Origin of the sequence: Lysobacter spongiicola DSM 21749 (assembly GCF_900167055.1) — a bacterium.
Taxonomy (GTDB): Bacteria; Pseudomonadota; Gammaproteobacteria; order Xanthomonadales; family Xanthomonadaceae; genus Novilysobacter; species Novilysobacter spongiicola.
This window is the reverse complement of sequence record NZ_FUXP01000002.1, coordinates 266534-283496: the sequence shown is the minus strand read 5'-3', so window position 1 is coordinate 283496 and position 16963 is coordinate 266534. Positions and strand designations below refer to the sequence as shown.

Here is a 16963-nt window from a genome sequence, read left to right as displayed (position 1 = left end):
TTCAGTGAGGGGGTGGGGCCAGGCGATCATCGTCCTGGAGGAGCAGCGGCGCGGCCAGTGGTTCGCCGTCGAGCTGGATGCGGTGGTCGACGACACCGACCCGGCGCGAGGCCAGCAAGGCGAGCGTCGCCAGCAGCAGCGGATGTTCGCGTTCGAGCACCCGACGGCCCAGGCGCTCGGCATCGTCACCCGGGATGACCGGCACCCGCACCTGCGACAGCACCGGCCCGCCATCCAGCTCCGGGGAAACGAAGTGCACGCTGGCGCCATGTTCGCTGGCGCCGGCGTCCAACGCCTGCTGGTGGGTGTGCAGCCCCTTGAAGGCGGGCAGCAGGGAGGGATGGATGTTGATGATGCGACCGGGGCGCGCCATGACCTGGATTCCGCTGAGCAGGCGCATGTATCCGGCACAGACGATGAGGTCGGGATGAACCGCGTCGATCAGGCTGAACAGGTGTTCATCGAATTGCTCGCGGTTGCCGAAGCCCGATGGTTTCACGGCGGTGGCGGTAATTCCGGCGTTCCGGGCCCGTTCCAGCGCCGTTGCGCGGGTGCGGTCCGAAAAGACACCCACGACCTCCGCGGCGAGCGATCCCCGGCCGACTGCGTCGAGGATCGCCTGCAGGTTGCTGCCGCGGCCGGACGCGAGGACCGCGATGCGGAGGGGCGGTGTTTTCACGGCGGTGGCTGGCGGCACGTTCAGCCGATGCGCACGCGCTCTTCGCCGCCCGCCTTCACCACCTCGCCGATGCGCCGGTGTACCAGGCCGTGTTCGCCGAGCTCGTTTTCAACCGCTGACAGTGCGGCCTGCGGCACCACCAGCACGAAGCCGACACCGCAGTTGAAGGTCCGCCACATCTCGCTGTCGGCGACGGCGCCCTCGCGCTGCAGCCAGTCGAACACCGGGGGCAGCACGATGGCGGTGGCGTCGACCGAGATGCCCAGCCCGTCCGGGATCACCCGGATGATGTTCTCGCTGAGTCCACCGCCGGTGATGTGCGCCATGGCGTGGATCGCTTCGCCTTGGTCGCCCTGCAGCAGCGACAGCACCGGCTTGACGTACAGCGCGGTCGGTTCCATGAGGGCGTCGAGCAGCGGCCTGCCGCCGACCTCGACGTCGCCCGGTCGCCCGGCGCGGTCGAAGATGCGCCGGATCAGCGAATAGCCGTTCGAGTGCGGACCGCTGGAGGCGATGCCCAGCAATACGTCCCCGGCCTCGACCCGGCTGCCGTCGCGCAGTTGCGACTTCTCCACCGCACCGACCGTGAAGCCGGCCAGGTCGTATTCACCGGGGCCGTACATGTCCGGCATCTCGGCGGTCTCGCCACCGATCAGCGCGCAACCGGCCATCTCGCAGCCCCTGGCGATGCCGCCGACGACCGCCACCGTGGTGTCGATGTCGAGCTTGCCGGTGGCGAAATAGTCGAGGAAGAACAGCGGCTCGGCGCCTTGCACCAGCACATCGTTCACGCACATGCCGACCAGGTCGATGCCGATGGTGTCGTGGCGACCGAGTTGCTGGGCCAGCTTGAGCTTGGTGCCGACCCCGTCGGTGCCCGAAACCAGCACCGGCTCGCGGTACTTGCCGGAGAGGTCGAACAGGGCGCCGAACCCGCCCAGGCCGCCCATCACCTCGGGCCGGAAGCTGCGCTTGACCAGCGGCTTGATGCGTTCGACCAGCTCGTTGCCGGCATCGATGTCGACGCCCGCATCGCGGTAGGTCAGCGGGGTGGAGTCGGAGGGGGTGGCGGTCACGGCTGCCTCGCTGGCACGGGAAGCCCGCGATTTTAGCAGCCGCGGGCTCCGGCGGGCCCATGCGAATGGACGCGCAGCCCCCCGTGCGGCACCATTTCGCAATTACCTCAACAGCGGGATCGAGATGACGCGCGCAAACGGGTGGGCAATCGGGCGCAACGACCGCCGGGCCGTGGCCAGGCGGATCTCTCACGTGGCCGGGCCGTGGCTGCTGGCATCCGTGGTGGCGCTCCTCCTGCTGCTGGCCCATGGCAGTGCATCCGCGCAGCGCGTCGAGGGCAGCCGCGCCAGCGCTTCCGGCCAGTACGCGGCGGAAGTCGAGGTCAACAGCCAGAGCGCCGCCGAGCGAAATCCCGCCTTCGCCCGCGCACTGGCGCAGGTACTGGGCAAGTTGACCGGCGACCGCAACGCCGCCTCCACCCCCGGCATTGGCGCCGAGCTCCGCCGCGCCGAGGAGTACGTGGAGCGCTACGACTATCGCCAGGACGAGGGCGTCTCCGCCAGCGGCGCCCCGAGCTTCGACACGGTGCTGGTGGTGCACTTCAACCGCGACATGGTGGACAACCTCGTCGCCGGCATGGGCCTGGCGATCTGGCCGGAGCCCCGCCCCAAGCCGGTGCTGTGGCTCGCCATCGATGACGGTAGTGGCCCCCGCCTGGTCGGCCTGCCGCAGGCCGAGGCCGCACGTTCCACCCTGGATCGCGCCAAGCAGCGTGGTTTCCGCCTCGGCATGCCCAACGGCAGCGCGGCGGAGCAGGCGACGGTGGGCGCGATCTGGCGCGGCGACACGTCCGCGGTGGCACGCGCCTCGCAGCGCTACAGCCCGCCGATGCAGCTGATCGGCAAGATGCGTCGGGAAGGCGGCGGCTGGCGCATTGACTGGACCTTCGTCGACAACGGCACCGTGTTGTCGCGCTGGACCGAAACCGGGACCAACGCGCGCCAGGTCATGGCCACCGGCGCCGACGGTGCGGCCGATGCATTGATGGCCCGCTACGCCAAGCGGCCCGACCGCGGCCCCGATGCCCAGCCCGGCGCGTATCGCGTCGCCTTCGAGGGGCTCGACAGCGCCAGCGACTACATGCGGCTGTCGGCCTACCTGCAACGGGTGCCGGTGGTCCGCGGGATCACGCCGGTGCGCGCGGGGGCCGAAGGCGTCGAGTTCGAGCTGGACCTGGTGTCGGGCATCGCCGGCTTCGATCGCATGGTGCAGGGGGATGACGTGTTGTCCAGCATCGAGAGCATCGAAGGCCAGCCGACCTACAGGCTCTACTGATGGAAGGCAGCGGTCCGCTCGAGGACATCGCCCGGTTCCTGAAGCGCCTGCAGTGGGCGGCGTTCGCCTTCCTGCTGTTCTGGCTGCTGTGGCTGTTGGCGCCGATCCTCACCCCGTTCGTGCTGGCCGCGCTGCTGGCCTGGCTGGGCGACCCGCTGGTGGACCGGCTGGAACGCTCCGGCCGCTCGCGCAACGTGGCCGTCGCGCTCGTTTTCACCGCAATGAGCCTGCTGGTGATATTGGCCCTGGTCCTGCTGGTACCGATGATCGAAGACCAGATCGCCACACTGGTGGCGTCGTTCCCGAGCTACCGGGACTGGCTGGTGACGACCGCGATGCCGTGGGTCGAGGCACGGACCGGGCTGGAGATCGCTTCCTGGCTCGATTTCGACCGGCTGGGCGAGCTGATCCGGTCCAACTGGGAGCGCGCCGGTGGCTTCGCCAGCACCCTGCTGGGCTACATGTCGCGCTCGGGCTTCGCCCTGCTGGCGCTGGTCGCCAACGTCGCGCTGCTGCCGGTCATCACGTTCTTCTTCCTGCGCGACTGGGACCAGCTGGTCGACCGCGTGGCTTCGCTGATCCCGCGCGACCATCTCGCCACCGTCAGCCGCCTGGCCGAGTCCTCCAGCGCGGTACTGGGCGGTTTCCTGCGCGGCCAGTTCCTGGTGATGCTGATCCTCGGGGTGATGTACGGCCTGGGTCTGTGGCTGGTCGGGCTGGACTTGGGCATCCTGATCGGCATCATCGCCGGCCTGCTGACCTTCATTCCGTATGTCGGCCCAGCCAGCGGCATCATCCTGGGCTGCATCGCGGCGCTGGTGCAGTTCGGCGACTGGAAACACGTGGCCGGCGTGCTGGTGGTGTTCGGGCTTGGCCAGGTGATCGAGAGCTACTGGCTGACGCCGAAGCTCGTCGGAGACCGCATCGGCCTGCATCCGGTCGCGGTGATCTTCGCCGTGCTCGCCGGCGGACAGCTGTTCGGTTTCCTCGGCATGCTGCTGGCGTTGCCGGTGGCGGCGGTGGCCAACGTGCTGCTGCACTACGCGCAGGACCGCTACACGCACAGCCGCCTGTACGCGGGTACGCACCCGTCGATCCTCATGGACGAGGGCAGCGGCTACCCGCGGGAGCCGGAGGCGGAGTGAAACCCACGACCCCGGGGCGGACGCCGGGCGCACCGCCGGTCGCGCAGTTGCCGCTGGCGCTGCGCTATCCGGCCGACCAGCGGCTGGACACGTTCGTCGATGCGCCTCCGGGCGCGGTCGAGCAGTTGCGGGCGCTGGCGATCGGCGGCGAAGGGGACTGGCTGTACCTGTCGGGGGCGCCGGGGACCGGCAAGACCCACCTGATGCTCGGCGCCTGTGCCGCCGCGGATGCGGCGGGGCGACGTGCGGCCTACCTGCCGCTCGCCACCGCGGCGGGGCGCTTGCGTGAAGCACTGGAAGCGCTGGAGGGCAATGACCTCATCGCACTCGACGGACTCGAGGCCATCGCCGGCTGCGCCGACGACGAGATCGCACTGTTCGATACCCACAACCGGGCCCGCGCCGCGGGCAGCCGCCTGGTCTATGCCGCGCAGGCCGCGCCCGATGGTCTCGGACTGCAGTTGCCGGACCTGCGCTCGCGCTTGTCGCAATGCACCCGGGTAAGCCTGCAGCCGCTCGACGATGGCGGACGGCGAGAGGTGCTGCGCCAACGGGCCAGGCGCCGTGGTTGGGTGCTGGAAGAACCGGCACTCGGTTGGCTGCTGCGCAGGGTCGGGCGCGACCTCGCCGGGCTGGCGGCGCTGCTGGACCAACTGGACCGGGCTTCGCTGGCGGCGCAGCGTCGGATCACGGTGCCATTCCTGCGCCAGGTCCTCGGCGCCTGAGGGTTATTCCCCGGCTGCCCGGCCCAGGCGCGCGTCCAGTTCGGCGAGACGCTGCGGCGTACCGACATCGGTCCACTGGCCGCGGTGGTGTTCGCCGCCCACCGTGCCGCGCAAGATCCCCTCCCGCAAAAGCGGTGCGAGCTTGAAGCGTGGTGGGTCGTCGTGGGCGCCCTCGGCGTCACCCACCACCTCCCGCCATCGTTCGAACAGCGACGGCCGGTAGACGCCGATGCCGGCGAAGGTGAGCCGAGGCGCACCGTTCTCGACCAGCCGGCCCTCGGCGCCCAGCACGAAATCACCGCCGGGGTGTTGCGCGGGGTTGTCGACCAGCACCAGGTGCGCCGTTCCAGCGGGCTGGCGCGGAAGGCGGCTGAAGTCGTAGTCGGTCCAGATGTCACCGTTGACCGCAATGAAAGGTTCGTCCGATCCATCCGGTCCCGCGAGCAGGGGCAACGCCCGGAGCATGCCGCCCCCGGTTTCGAGCGGCGTCGGGCCTTCGTAGGCATGGTGCAGCCGCAGGCCCCAGCGCTCGCCATCACCGAGTACTTCCGGAAAGCGCCCGGCCAGCCAGCTGATATTGAGCACCACCTCGCGCACGCCGATGGCGGCCAGTTTCTCCAGGTGCCACTCGACCAGCGGTTTTCCACCCGCCGCCAGCAGTGGCTTGGGCGTGTGCTCCGTGAGCGGGCGCATGCGCTCGCCAAGTCCAGCGGCCAGCACCAGTGCCTTCATGCGCGTCCCGCCAGTGCCGGCCTCACATGCCGTTCCAGGATCGGCATCAGTGGCGTGAGCGCGGCATGGCGCGGCACCACCTCGTCGAGGTAGGCGAGGAAACGTGGCGCGTCGGCCAGGTACTTCGGTTTGCCATCGCGGTGGTGCAGGCGGGCGAAGATGCCCAGCACCTTGAGGTGGCGCTGTACGCCGATCAGCTCGGCGTCGAGCAGGAACTGCTGCAGGCCCGGCACCGGCAGCCCTGCCTCGTGTGCGCGTGCGTGGTAGCGCCCAAGCCACTCTGCAACGCGCGCTGCCGGCCAGCTCAGGAAGGCGTCCTTGAACAGGCTGGTCGGGTCGTAGGCGACCGGGCCCAGCACGGCGTCCTGGAAATCGAGCACGGCCGGGCCGTCGGCGGCCGGCATCAGGTTGCGCGGCATGTAGTCGCGGTGCACCAGCACCCGCGGCTGCGCCAGCGCCGCCTCGACCAGGTGCTCGTAGATGGCCGCCAGCGCTAGTGACTCCTCATCGGACAGCGCCACGCCCAGGTGCTCGCCGAGGAACCACTGGTCGAACAGGCGCAGCTCGCGCTGGAGCATCGGCTGGTCGTAGGTCGGCAGGTCGGCCGGGCATTCGATCGCCTGCAGCTTCAGCAGCTGGTCGATGGCGCCGGCCATCATGGCGTCGGCGTTCTCGGCATCGATTACGTGCAGGTAGGTGTGGGCGCCGAGGTCCTCCAGCAGCAGGAAACCGGCCTCCGGATCGGCGGCGAGGATGCGGGGGACGCGTACGCCGCCACGGTCCAGAAGTTCGTGCATTCGCAGCCAGGGGCGTACGTCCTCCAGCGCGGGTGGAGAGTCCATGACGATCCGGCTGTGGCCCGACGCCGCAGTGGGGCTGGTTGCCCGCCAATAGCTGCGGAAGCCCGCATCGGCGGACGCGCGCTCGAGGTGCAGGTTGGCATCCGCGGTCGCGGACCGGGCCCAGTCCAGGCGCGCCTGTGCCCGGGCTTCGTCGGTGTGATCGGTGTCGGCGTGGTCGCCGGATTGAGGGGCGGGCTGGATCATGGGCTCTCCCGGACGCGGCGTCCGCAGGCGAACAGGGTAGCGAGCCGATGTCCGCGCGGGAATCGCCGGCCGCTCAGGCCGCCACGGCCGCATCCAGCGAAGCCAGCCACTCGTCGTCCGAGCCATCGGCAACGCCTTCGAACAGGAACGTCGACAGATAGCGCTCGCCGGTGTCGGGCAGCATCGCCAGCAGCACGGTGCCTTGCGCGGCCTGTTCCGCGACCTGCAGGGCTGCGGCCACGGTGGCCCCGGCCGACAGACCGACGAAGATGCCTTCCTCGGACGCCAGGCGGCGTGCGGTATCGCGCGCGGCGAGCTCGTCCACCCGGCGGATGTCGTCGACCACCGAGCGGTCCAGCACCGCAGGAATGAAATCCGGTGTCCAGCCCTGGATCTTGTGGGGCTGCCACTCGGTGCCGGTCAGCAGCGCGGCGCCGGCAGGCTCGGCGGCCACCACCCGCAACTCCGGCCGTGCCGTCTTCAACACCTGGCCGACGCCGGTCAGCGTGCCGCCGGTGCCCCAGCCGCTGACGAAGTGGTCGAGCCGGCGGCCGGCAAAATCCCGCAGGATCTCCGGTGCGGTGGTGTTGCGATGCCAGGCGGGGTTGGCCGGGTTCTCGAACTGCCGGGCCAGGAACCAGCCATGGCGCTCGGCCAGTTCGGCCGCCTTGCGCACCATGCCGGTGCCACGTTCGGCCGCCGGTGTCAGGATCACCCGCGCGCCGTATGCGCGCATCAGCTTGCGGCGTTCGATCGAGAAGGTCTCGGTCATCACCGCGACGAACGGATATCCGCGTGCGGCACAGACCATGGCCAGGGCGATGCCGGTATTGCCGGAGGTCGCCTCCACCACGGTCTGTCCCGGCTTCAGCGCGCCGCTGCGCTCGGCATCGAGGATGATCGCCAGCGCCAGGCGGTCCTTGACCGATCCGCCGGGGTTGAACGCCTCGATCTTGGCGTAGAGCGACACATGCGATGGGGCGACCCGGTTGAGCTTGATGATCGGGGTCGAGCCGATGGTGTCGAGGATGCTGTCGTGAATGGCCATGTCGTGCTCCGGAAAAAAGGATTGCGCGCTGCCTCAGGCGGCGCGGGGGATGTCCGCTGACGGCGCCGGGCCGACCCGCGGCGGTACGCCGAACCAGTGCAGTTGTCCGGCCAGCGCCGCCACTTCGCCGATGATCAGCAGCGCTGGTGATTCGACGGCGTGGGTGCGCGCGGCATTGGCGGCGGAGGCCAGGGTGGTGGCAATTACCCGCTGCTGGGGGAGCGAGCCGTTTTCGATGATCGCGACCGGGGTGGAGGGTGCCCGTCCGTGCGCGATCAGGCGCGCGCTGAAGTCCTCCAGCCCGGCCACGCCCATGTAGATCGCGAGGGTTTGGCGGTCGGCGGCCAACGCCTTCCAGTCCAGCGCATCGCGCGAGCCGCTGCAGTGGGCCGTCAGCAGCCGCACCGACTGCGCATGGTCGCGGTGGGTCAAGGGGATCCCGGCGTAGGCGGCGCAAGCCAGGGCCGCGGTGATGCCAGGGACCACTTCGTAATCGATGCCGTATCCGCGAAGGAATTGCAGCTCCTCACCGCCGCGGCCGAACACGAACGGGTCACCGCCCTTCAGGCGCACCACCCGGCGTCCAGCGCGGGCATGTTCCAGCATCAGCGCATGGATCTGGTCCTGCGTGGCGTGATGGTTGCCGGCCTGCTTGCCGACTTCCACCAGCTCCGCATCCCGGCGCGCCAGCGCCAGCACCCCGGCGCCGACCAGCCGGTCGTGGAGGATCACGTCGGCCTCGTTGAGCACCCTGAGGGCACGCAGTGTCAGCAGGCCCGGGTCGCCCGGGCCGGCGCCCACCAGCACCACCGAACCGCGGGTGCCGGTGTCGCCGCCGGCGAGCGCCTGCTCCAGCGTGTGCGTGGCTTCATCCAGGCGGCCGCGCCGCAACAGGTCCGGCAATGGCCCGGACAGGACCTGGTCGAAGAAGCGCCGGCGCGCACCCATGTGGGCAAACCGGGCACGGATGCGGCGCCGGTGCAGCGACAGGAATTCGGCGAGGCTTCCCAGTGACGGGTCCAACTGCCGCTCCAGCCGCTCCCGCAGCGCACGCGCTAGCATCGGCGCCGCACCACCACTGGAGATGGCCAACTGCAACGGCCCGCGCTCGATCCTGGCCGGAACCTGGAAGGTCGACAGCGCCGCCTCGTCGACCACGTTGACCCATACCCGGCGCGCTTCGCCCGCCGCGGCGACCGCCTCGTTGGTGGATGCTTCGTCCGTGGCGGCAATCGCCAGCCAGACCCGGTCCAGCCAGTGCGGCTCGAAACGGCCGCTCCGATGGGTGATGCGGCCCTTGCGCGCCCACCGCGCCAGCTCAGGTTCGAGTGCCGGCGCGCCGACCGTCACCCGGGCACCGGAGTCGAGCAGCGCCGCCACCTTGCGTCGCGCTACTGTGCCCCCACCCACCACGAGCACATCCCGGTCGCGGAGGTCCGCGAACATCGGGAACAGGGGGGGCGTGGGTGGGCGCGCGGTCATGGTGGTCGGCTGGCCGGATAATGGGCCACCGACGCTACCGGGGCGTCATCGGCCGGGGAAATGGTGGCGACGCCTGCCCACATGCCGCGATGGCATAAGGAGCCGGTCCACCGGACGGGCCGTGCGCGGTATAAATCCATCCATCCGAATCAAGCGATACAATGGCGCCGCCATGACCCTTACACAGCTCCGCTACCTCGTCGCCATTGCCGACGCCGGGTTGAACATCACCGTCGCTGCCGAGCGCGTACATGCCACCCAGCCGGGCCTGTCCAAGCAGCTCAAGCAACTGGAGGACGAGCTCGGTTTCCAGCTGTTCGTGCGCAAGGGGCGGAGCCTGGATTCGGTGGCGCCCGCCGGTGAGCGGGTGCTGGCGCATGCGCGCCGCATCCTGGAGGAGGCTGGCAACATCCGCAGCTTGGCCGCGAACGAGCGTGGCGAGCACGTCGGGCGTCTGGTGCTGGTCACCACCCACACCCAGGCCCGGCACGTGCTGCCCGCGGCGATCGCTCGGGTCAAGCGCGACTATCCGCAGGTGAGCGTGCACCTGGAGCCGGTGGCCGATGGCGAAGTGCTGCCCCAGCTGGCCCACGGCGCCGCCGACATGGCCGTGCTCAGCACCGCCGGGCAGATGCCCGAGGGCGGCATCGCGGTCCCGCTGTTCCGTTGGCGGCGCCGGGTGCTGGTCCCCGGCAACCACGCATTGGCGGGGCTGGACCGCGCGCCGACGCTGGCCGAGCTGTCCCGGTATCCGCTGGTGAGCTATGAATCGTCGGTGCGGCCGGAGTCTTCGCTGCGACGGGCATTCACGGCCGCGGGTTTCGAGCCGCAACTGGCGATGACTGCGCGCGACGCCGACCTGATCAAGACCTACGTCCGCGCCGGGCTGGGCGTCGGCGTGCTGGCCGAAATGGCGATCGGGGCGGGTCTGGACGGTGACCTGCGCGACCTGCCGGCACCCCCGAGCCTGCCCGAGTGCACCACCTGGGCGGTGATTCCGCGTGCCCGGGTGTTGCGCGACTACGCGCTGGACCTGCTGCGTGAGGTGGCGCCGCAGATCGACCGCCGTGACCTGCGCCGGGTGGTGGAAGGCAACCAGCAGGCCGATTGGCCCGTTGCGCCCGGCTGGATCGAGCTGAGCCAGTCGATCACCAGCTGAGCGCCGCCGGGGTGGCTATGCCGCCTCTTCGGCGCTGCTCCCGGCACCGTCGTCGACATGCAGCCCGCACTCGCGCTTGAGCCCGAAGAACCGGGTGTCCTCTTCGCGCATCCCGGGCTCCAGCCTGCGGGTGGAGTGCACGTCGCCGATGGAGACGTAGCCGTCGTGCCAGAGCGGGTGGTAGGGCAGCTGGTGGCGCTGGAGATACTGCCAGACCTCGCGGTCGCCCCAGTCCGCCAGCGGGTGAAGCTTCCAGCGACCATCCTGGACCTGCAGGATGTCCAGCTCCGAACGGCTCGCGGACTGGCTGCGGCGCAGGCCGGCGATCCAGGTGCCGACGCCAAGCTCCGCCAGGCCACGCCGCATCGGCTCGACCTTGTGCACGCGGTTGTAGCGGTCCAGGCCCTCCACGCCCATCGCCTCCAGCCGCGCCACGGCTTCGCTGTCCCACGCATCGGCCGGTCGGGGCCGGTAGACCTGGAGGTTCAGCCGCAGGCGCTCGGTCATCTGCGCGATGAAGGCGTGGGTCTGCGGGAACAGGTAGCCGGTATCGACCAGCAGCACGGGAACCTCGGGCGCCTGCCGGGTCACCATGTGCAGCGAGACCGCCGCCTGGGCACCGAAACTCGACGACAGCGCATGCCGGCCCGGTGCGTGCGCCAGCGCCCATGCCACGCGCTCGGCGGCGGTGCGTCCGGTCAGCCAGTGGTTGAGTTCGCGCAGCGCGCGCGGAGCACCGGGATCGGGAAGGGAGGGAGGCCTCATGCCGTCACCTCGATGTCGATCCGACGTGCCGGCGGCGCCACGACGCCGGTGCGCAGCAGGAAGTCGCCGAAGCCTTCCGTGCCATGGGGCGTGGTGCCGCGCTCTGTCGCGTAGCGGGCCAGCAGTGGATCCAGCGCTTCCAGGATCGCGGCCTCGTCGATGTTTTCCCGATACAGGGTATTGAGCCGTTGCCCGCGGTGGTCCGCTCCGAGCATCAGGTTGTATCGGCCGGGCGCCTTGCCGACCAGCGCGATCTCGCCGAGATACGGTCGGGAGCAGCCGTTCGGGCAACCGCTGATGCGCAGGTGGATGGGTGCATCGAGCAGGCCGTGGCGTCCCAGCAGTCCTTCCACCTCGTCCAGCAGGCGCGGCAGGTACCGCTCGGCTTCGGCCATCGCCAGCCCGCACGTCGGCAGCGCAACGCAGGCAAGCGCGTTGAGGCGCAACGGCGAGGCGCTGCGATGCCCGTCCAGGCCATGGCGGGCGACGCGGGCATCGATCGACGCGCGCAACTCCGGCGGGATGTTGGCGATCGTCAGGTTCTGGTTGGGCGTCATGCGGAATTCCGCCCCGTCCACCGCCTCCAGCTCGGCGGCGATTTCGCGCAGGCCGGTCAGGTGGGTGACGCCCTCGCCATCGACGATCCGTCCGGCGACGATGCGGAGTGTCAGGTGGCCGCGGCCGTCCTCGCCTTCGGTCCAGCCGAAGCGGTCGCCGTTGTGTTCGAAGCCGAAGGCACGCGCCGGCGCAAGTGCGAAACCCGCGCGCCGTTCGATCTCGGCGCGGATGGTGTCCAGGCCGTGGTCGTCGACGGTGTATTTCAGCCGCGCGCGCTTGCGGGCCTGGCGGTTGCCGAAGTCGCGCTGCGTGGTCACCACCGCCTCGGCGAACACGACCAGTTGCGATGGCTCCAGGAAGCCCAGCACGTCCCCCAGGCGGGGGTAGGTGTCCGGGTCGCCATGGGTCATGCCCATGCCGCCACCGATGGTCGCGTTGTAGCCGACCAGTGCGCCGTCCTCGACGATGGCGATGAAGCCCAGGTCCTGGGAGAAGACGTCGACGTCGTTCCGTGGCGGGACCGCGAAGCCGATCTTGAACTTGCGCGGCAGGTAGGTCTGCCCGTAGATCGGCTCATCCTCCGCAGGCGCAGCCACCACCGGTTGCTCGTCCAGCCAGATCTCGTGGTAGGCACGCGTGCGTGGCAGCAGGTGCGTCGACAGCCCCGCGGCGTCTGCGTGTACCCGCGCATGCACCGCGGAGACCTGCGGATTGGCGGCCACCGCGATGTTGCGGGTGACGTCCCCGCAGGCGGCGATGGTGTCGATCATCGCGGCGTTGATCGCCTGCATGGTCTTCTTCAGGTCCGACTTGATGACGCCGTGGAACTGGAAGGCCTGCCGGGTGGTGATGCGCAGCCCGCGCTCGGCATAGGTGGTCGCGATCGCGTCGAGCTGGAGCCACTGCCGGGGGGTGACCACGCCACCGGGCGTGCGGGTCCGGATCATGAAGCTGTGCGCCGGTTCCAGCCGTGCCTGGCGCCGGGCCTCGCGCAGGTCGCGGTCGTCCTGCTGGTAGCTGCCGTGCAGCTTGATCAGCACCAGGTCGTCCTCGCGCAGGCCGCCGGTGGCCGAGTCGGCGAGCGACGCCACCAGGCTGCCGCGCAGGCCACGGCTGGCGCGCTTGATGTCTTCGACGGAATGGCTGCCCATCAGTACACGTCCCGGGCGTAGCGGCCCTGTTGCTGCATCTCTTCGAGTCGGGCGGCGGCGTCCTCCCGGGACAGCCCGCCGTGGGTGGCGATGGCGACGGTCAGTGCCTCGTGTACGTCCCGGGCCATCCGGCTGGCGTCGCCGCACACGTAGACGTGGGCGCCGCCTTCGATCCATTCGTGCAACCGGCGGCCCTGTTCCAGCAGCCGCTGCTGCACGTAGACCTTCTCGGCCTGGTCGCGCGAGAACGCCAGGTCCAGCCGGTCCAGCCGGCCATCGCGCAGTGCCTGCTGCCACTCGGTCTGGTAGAGGAAATCGGTGCGGAGGTGTGGGTTGCCGAACACCAGCCAGTTGCGTCCCGATGCGCCGGTCGCCGTGCGGTCCTGCAGGAACCCGCGGAACGGCGCGACGCCGGTGCCGGGTCCGATCATGACGATGTCCCGTGCCGGGTCAGCGGGCAGCCGGAAGCGCTCGTTGGCTTCGATGTAGACCGGTACCGCGCCCTCGTCCGACCGGCCGGCGAGGAAGTGCGAGGCCGCGCCCCAACGCTGCTGGCCCTCCAGCCGATAGTCGACGTGGGCGACGGTGAGGTGCGCCTCTTCGCCCACTTCCTTCTGGCTGGAGGCGATGGAGTAGAGACGGGGCGCCAACGGACGCAGGGCGGCGACCAGCGCTTCGGGCGTCCAGTGCGCCGGGTGGGCCTGCAACAGGTCGATCGTCTGGTGCGTGGCGAGCAAGGTGGACAGTCCGCTGGCTCCGGCGGGTTGCAGCAGGTTCTGCAGCGCCTCGCTTCCACTGAGCTCGGCATGGCGGGCGAGGAATGGCCGGGTCAGGCGGGTGAGCTCCAGCTTCCGGGACAGCCACTGGTGCAGGGGCAGCTCGGTACCGCCGTGTCCGACGACGCTGTCGCCATCCAGGCTCAGCGTGTCCAGCACCGCTTCGACCAGTGCGGGCGGGTTCTCCGGCCACACGCCCAGTGCATCGCCCGGTTCGTAGCTGAGGCCGGACCCTTCCAGCGACAGCTCCAGGTGGCGGATGTCGCGGTCGCTGCGGTGGCGCGGGCCCGCCGGGGCGGTGAGCGGCAGGTTCGCCAGCACAGGGGAAGGGAACGGCCGGTCCCGCCCGAACGCCGGTGGCGCGGGATGCAGGGTGGTGACCGTTGCGCGCGGCGGTCGTGCCGGCAGGGATTCGCGCGCAGCGGCATTGGCCTGCTGCAGCCAGGGATCGGACACCGTCTCGATGTCCAGGTCGGCATCGGCACGCGCGAACATGCGCGTCGCGCCCAGTGATTCGAGCCGCTCGTCCAGTTGCCTGCCGATCGCGCAGAACTCCGGATAGCTGGAATCGCCAAGTCCCAGCACCGCGAAGTGGAGCCCCGGGAGCTTCGGCGCGCGCTTGCCGAGGATGAACTCGACCAGTGCCCGCGCATCGTCCGAGGGCTCACCGTCGCCCTGGGTGCTGAAGACGAGGAACATCTGCCGCTCGTCCTTCAGCTCCCGGGTCGGGTAGCGGTCGGCCCGGAGCAGGCGCGCCGGAACGCCATCGGCTTCGAGCTTCCGCGCCAGCGCTTCGCCGATCCGCTTGGCGTTGCCGGTCTGGCTGCCGTAGACCACCGTCGCCGGTTGCGCCTGCTGCGAGGGCGGGGCATCGGTACCCGGCAGCGGCGCGGCGATACCACTGGCGCGGCCGGCCGCGTAGCCCGACAGCCACCACAACCCGTTGGCATCCAGCCCTTCGGTCAGGCGCTGGAGCAGTTCGGTCTTGTCGGGCGGCAGCGGCGCGGGTGGCGCGGCGGGTGCGGTGGCGGACATCGGAAGACTCGCGGGAAGCTGCCCGTGAGCCTATGGATGGCCGTCGCCGTGCGGAAAGGATGGGTGGTTATGGGCTCATGCGCCTGCGGGCGCGGAAACGAAGAACCCCGGCAGGAGCCGGGGTCGGATGGGTGGCAAACGGCCGTGGCCGGGTCAGCAGCAGCCGTGCTCCCCGCGTTCCTGCGTACTGGCCGCGGCGCCCACGCCCGTGGTCTCGCCTGCCGCGGATGCCCGGTGGTGGGCATGCAGCACGTGGGCGACACAGGCGGTGACGCGCTTGCCCATCGGGATGTGCAGGAACTCGTTGGGGCCGTGGGCATTGGAGTGCGGCCCGAGCACGCCGGTGATCATGAACTGCGCCCCCGGGAACTTCTCGCCGAGCATGCCCATGAACGGAATCGACCCGCCTTCGCCCATGTACATCGCCGGCTTGTCGAAGAAGGCCTGGCTGGCTTCGTCGATGGCGCGGGTCAGCCAGGGCGACTGTGCCGGGGCGTTCCAGCCGGTCGAGGACTTCTCCAGCTCCAGCGACACGTGGGCGCCGTTGGGCGGGTTGTCCAGCAGGGTGCGCTTGAGCACTTCGCCGGCGCGCTTGCCGTCCAGCGTAGGCGGCAGCCGCAGCGAGAGCTTCACCGCGGTATGCGGGCGCAGCACGTTGCCGGCCGAGTCCAGCGACGGCATGCCGTCGATGCCGGTGACCGACAGCGCCGGGCGCCAGGTGCGGTTGAGCACGAGTTCGGAGAGGTCGTCCGCCATTGGTGTCATGCCGTCGAGCAACGGGAACTTGTCGAAGATCTCGTTGCCCAGCACCTTGGCGGCCTGCTGCGCCTGCTCGAGGCGCTCGGCCGGTACTTCCACGTGCAGGTCTTCCACTACGATGCGTCCGGTCTTCTCGTCCTCCAGCCGCGACAGCAACTGCCGCAGCAAGCGGAAGCTGGAGGGCACCACGCCGGAGGCATCGCCGGAGTGCACGCCCTCGTCCAGCACCTTCACCACGAAGTTGCCGCCGGCCAGGCCGCGCAGCGAGGTGGTGCACCACAGTTGCTCGTAGTTGCCGCAGCCCGAGTCCAGGCAGACCACCAGCGACGGCTTGCCGATGCGGTCCGACAGGTGGTCGACGTAGGCGGGCAGGTCGTAGCTGCCGGACTCCTCGCAGGCCTCGATGAGGATCACGCAGCGTGAATGCGGCAGGCCCTCGCGTTGCAGGGCCATGATCGAGGTGAGCGAGCCGAAGATCGCGTAGCCGTCGTCGGCACCACCACGGCCATACAGCTTGTCGTCGCGCAGGACCGGCTTCCACGGGCCGAGGTCGTCGTCCCAGCCGGTCATCTCCGGCTGCTTGTCCAGGTGGCCGTACAGCAGCACGGCGTCTTCGTCGCTGCCACCGTTGGCGGCCGGGATCTCGATGAAGATGAGCGGCGTCCGCCCCTCCAGCCGGACCACCTCGAGCTGCATGCCGGGGATGTCCTGGGCGCGCGCCCAGTCTTCCATCAGCTTGACGGCCTCCTCCATGTAACCGTTCGCGACCCAGTCCGGGTCGAACATGGGCGACTTGTTCGGGATGCGGATGTACTCGACGAGGCGCGGGACGATTTCCTCGTCCCACTTGTCGGCAACGAAGCGCTCGATGGGCGACGGGTCGATCGTGCTGGAATCCATGGAGGGGCCTCGATATGGGGGAGCCAGCGATTGTAACGCCGGGCCCGTGATCGGACTTTTCCTACCCCGCGGTGCGGCATCCGCCCGGGACGCGGCGGGGCGGAAGTCGATGGGCGCGGCCGGCCGCCGGGCGGAGACTTGTTCCACCGGCAGGACGCCGGACGGACACCGCCTCAACGGCTTCAGGTCCGCAACCATCACAGGAGTCCCCATGAAGTCTTTCGCACGAATCGCACAGTCGCTGGTGCTTGCACTGATGCTGGTCGGCCCGGCCTTCGCCGCCGAGCAGGTGGACATCAACACCGCCGATGCGGCCACCATCGACGCCGCGCTGCTCAACATCGGCCCGTCCAAGGCCCAGGCCATCGTCGACTACCGCGAGGCCAATGGCGCGTTCCGCAGCGCCGAGGAGCTCGCGCTGGTGAAGGGCGTCGGCCTGAAGACGATCGAGAAGAACCGCGAGCGCATCGTGGTCGGCTCCGCCGCCAAGGCCACCAGCAAGCGCTGAAGGGGCAGGTAGTACCGGGGCAGGACGCCCCGCAGGACGATCAGGGAAAGAACCCTGGAACACGGATGTGCGCCGCCCGCCACGGAAGGAACCGCGGCGGGCGGCAACCTGTGGGGCCGGCCGCTAGACTGGTGTTTCCCGAC

Annotated in this window: 14 protein-coding genes and 1 pseudogene; 5 read left to right on the top strand and 10 right to left on the bottom strand. The window is 70.0% G+C overall.

The features are described from left to right. Position 1: 1 nt before the first annotated feature. Together purN and purM are read right to left on the bottom strand one after the other, a co-directional pair. Complete coding sequence (gene purN, locus B5D37_RS05575) at positions 2–679, bottom strand: phosphoribosylglycinamide formyltransferase (RefSeq protein ID WP_078757755.1); 678 nt, start codon at positions 677–679, stop codon at positions 2–4. 20 nt (positions 680–699) lie between these two features. Then, positions 700–1725 (bottom strand): phosphoribosylformylglycinamidine cyclo-ligase, encoded by a 1026-nt coding sequence (gene purM, locus B5D37_RS05570; RefSeq protein ID WP_078757754.1) that lies wholly within the window; start codon positions 1723–1725, stop codon positions 700–702. Positions 1726–1879: 154 nt separating this feature from the next. Here purM and B5D37_RS05565 point away from each other — a divergent pair, with 154 nt between their 5' ends. The 3 genes and pseudogenes from B5D37_RS05565 to hda all read left to right on the top strand — a co-directional run bounded on the left by B5D37_RS05565 (position 1880) and on the right by hda (position 4901). After that, positions 1880–3031 carry a DUF2066 domain-containing protein gene (locus tag B5D37_RS05565; protein WP_078757704.1) on the top strand — a complete coding sequence of 384 codons (1152 nt, stop codon included), beginning with the start codon at positions 1880–1882 and terminating at the stop codon, positions 3029–3031. Beyond that, positions 3031–4210: pseudogene (locus B5D37_RS05560) on the top strand (AI-2E family transporter); the annotation flags it as partial. The gene B5D37_RS05565 and the pseudogene B5D37_RS05560, both read left to right, overlap by 1 nt. Then, entirely contained in the window at positions 4173–4901 is a 729-nt protein-coding gene (gene hda / locus B5D37_RS05555) for a DnaA regulatory inactivator Hda (protein WP_078757702.1), read from the top strand. The pseudogene B5D37_RS05560 and the gene hda, both read left to right, overlap by 38 nt. A gap of 3 nt (positions 4902–4904) precedes the next feature. Here hda and murU read toward each other — a convergent pair whose 3' ends face one another. From murU to cysG, 4 genes are all read right to left on the bottom strand, one after another. After that, positions 4905–5633: an N-acetylmuramate alpha-1-phosphate uridylyltransferase MurU gene (murU, locus tag B5D37_RS05550; RefSeq protein ID WP_078757701.1), complete on the bottom strand. Its 729-nt coding sequence runs from the start codon at positions 5631–5633 to the stop codon at positions 4905–4907. Further along, the gene (locus B5D37_RS05545) at positions 5630–6679 is read right to left on the bottom strand and encodes an aminoglycoside phosphotransferase family protein (RefSeq protein ID WP_078757700.1); all 1050 of its coding nucleotides are present in this window, start codon (positions 6677–6679) and stop codon (positions 5630–5632) included. Before B5D37_RS05545 ends, murU begins: the two co-directional genes overlap by 4 nt. A gap of 73 nt (positions 6680–6752) precedes the next feature. Further along, positions 6753–7727 (bottom strand): cysteine synthase A, encoded by a 975-nt coding sequence (cysK, locus tag B5D37_RS05540; RefSeq protein ID WP_078757699.1) that lies wholly within the window; start codon positions 7725–7727, stop codon positions 6753–6755. 33 nt (positions 7728–7760) lie between these two features. After that, entirely contained in the window at positions 7761–9209 is a 1449-nt protein-coding gene (gene cysG / locus B5D37_RS05535) for a siroheme synthase CysG (RefSeq protein ID WP_078757698.1), read from the bottom strand. A 172-nt stretch (positions 9210–9381) separates the two neighbouring features. Between cysG and B5D37_RS05530 the strand changes: the two genes are divergently transcribed. Then, on the top strand, positions 9382–10368 hold the full coding sequence (locus tag B5D37_RS05530; protein ID WP_078757697.1) for a LysR family transcriptional regulator: 987 nt from the start codon (positions 9382–9384) through the stop codon (positions 10366–10368). 15 nt (positions 10369–10383) lie between these two features. On the opposite strand, the gene B5D37_RS05525 is transcribed toward B5D37_RS05530, so the two are convergent. From B5D37_RS05525 to B5D37_RS05510, 4 genes are all read right to left on the bottom strand, one after another. Continuing rightward, a complete protein-coding gene (locus B5D37_RS05525) occupies positions 10384–11133 on the bottom strand; it encodes a phosphoadenylyl-sulfate reductase (RefSeq protein ID WP_078757696.1) in 750 nt (249 codons plus the stop codon). Beyond that, the gene (gene cysI, locus B5D37_RS05520; RefSeq protein ID WP_078757695.1) at positions 11130–12842 is read right to left on the bottom strand and encodes an assimilatory sulfite reductase (NADPH) hemoprotein subunit; all 1713 of its coding nucleotides are present in this window, start codon (positions 12840–12842) and stop codon (positions 11130–11132) included. The genes B5D37_RS05525 and cysI overlap by 4 nt, the downstream gene beginning before the upstream one ends. After that, entirely contained in the window at positions 12842–14653 is a 1812-nt protein-coding gene (locus B5D37_RS05515) for an assimilatory sulfite reductase (NADPH) flavoprotein subunit (RefSeq protein ID WP_078757694.1), read from the bottom strand. Before B5D37_RS05515 ends, cysI begins: the two co-directional genes overlap by 1 nt. Positions 14654–14806: 153 nt before the next feature. Continuing rightward, positions 14807–16312 carry a M20 family metallopeptidase gene (locus B5D37_RS05510; protein WP_425478033.1) on the bottom strand — a complete coding sequence of 502 codons (1506 nt, stop codon included), beginning with the start codon at positions 16310–16312 and terminating at the stop codon, positions 14807–14809. Between the two features lie 211 nt (positions 16313–16523). Here B5D37_RS05510 and B5D37_RS05505 point away from each other — a divergent pair, with 211 nt between their 5' ends. Beyond that, positions 16524–16820: a ComEA family DNA-binding protein gene (locus B5D37_RS05505; RefSeq protein WP_078757693.1), complete on the top strand. Its 297-nt coding sequence runs from the start codon at positions 16524–16526 to the stop codon at positions 16818–16820. Positions 16821–16963: the final 143 nt, after the last annotated feature.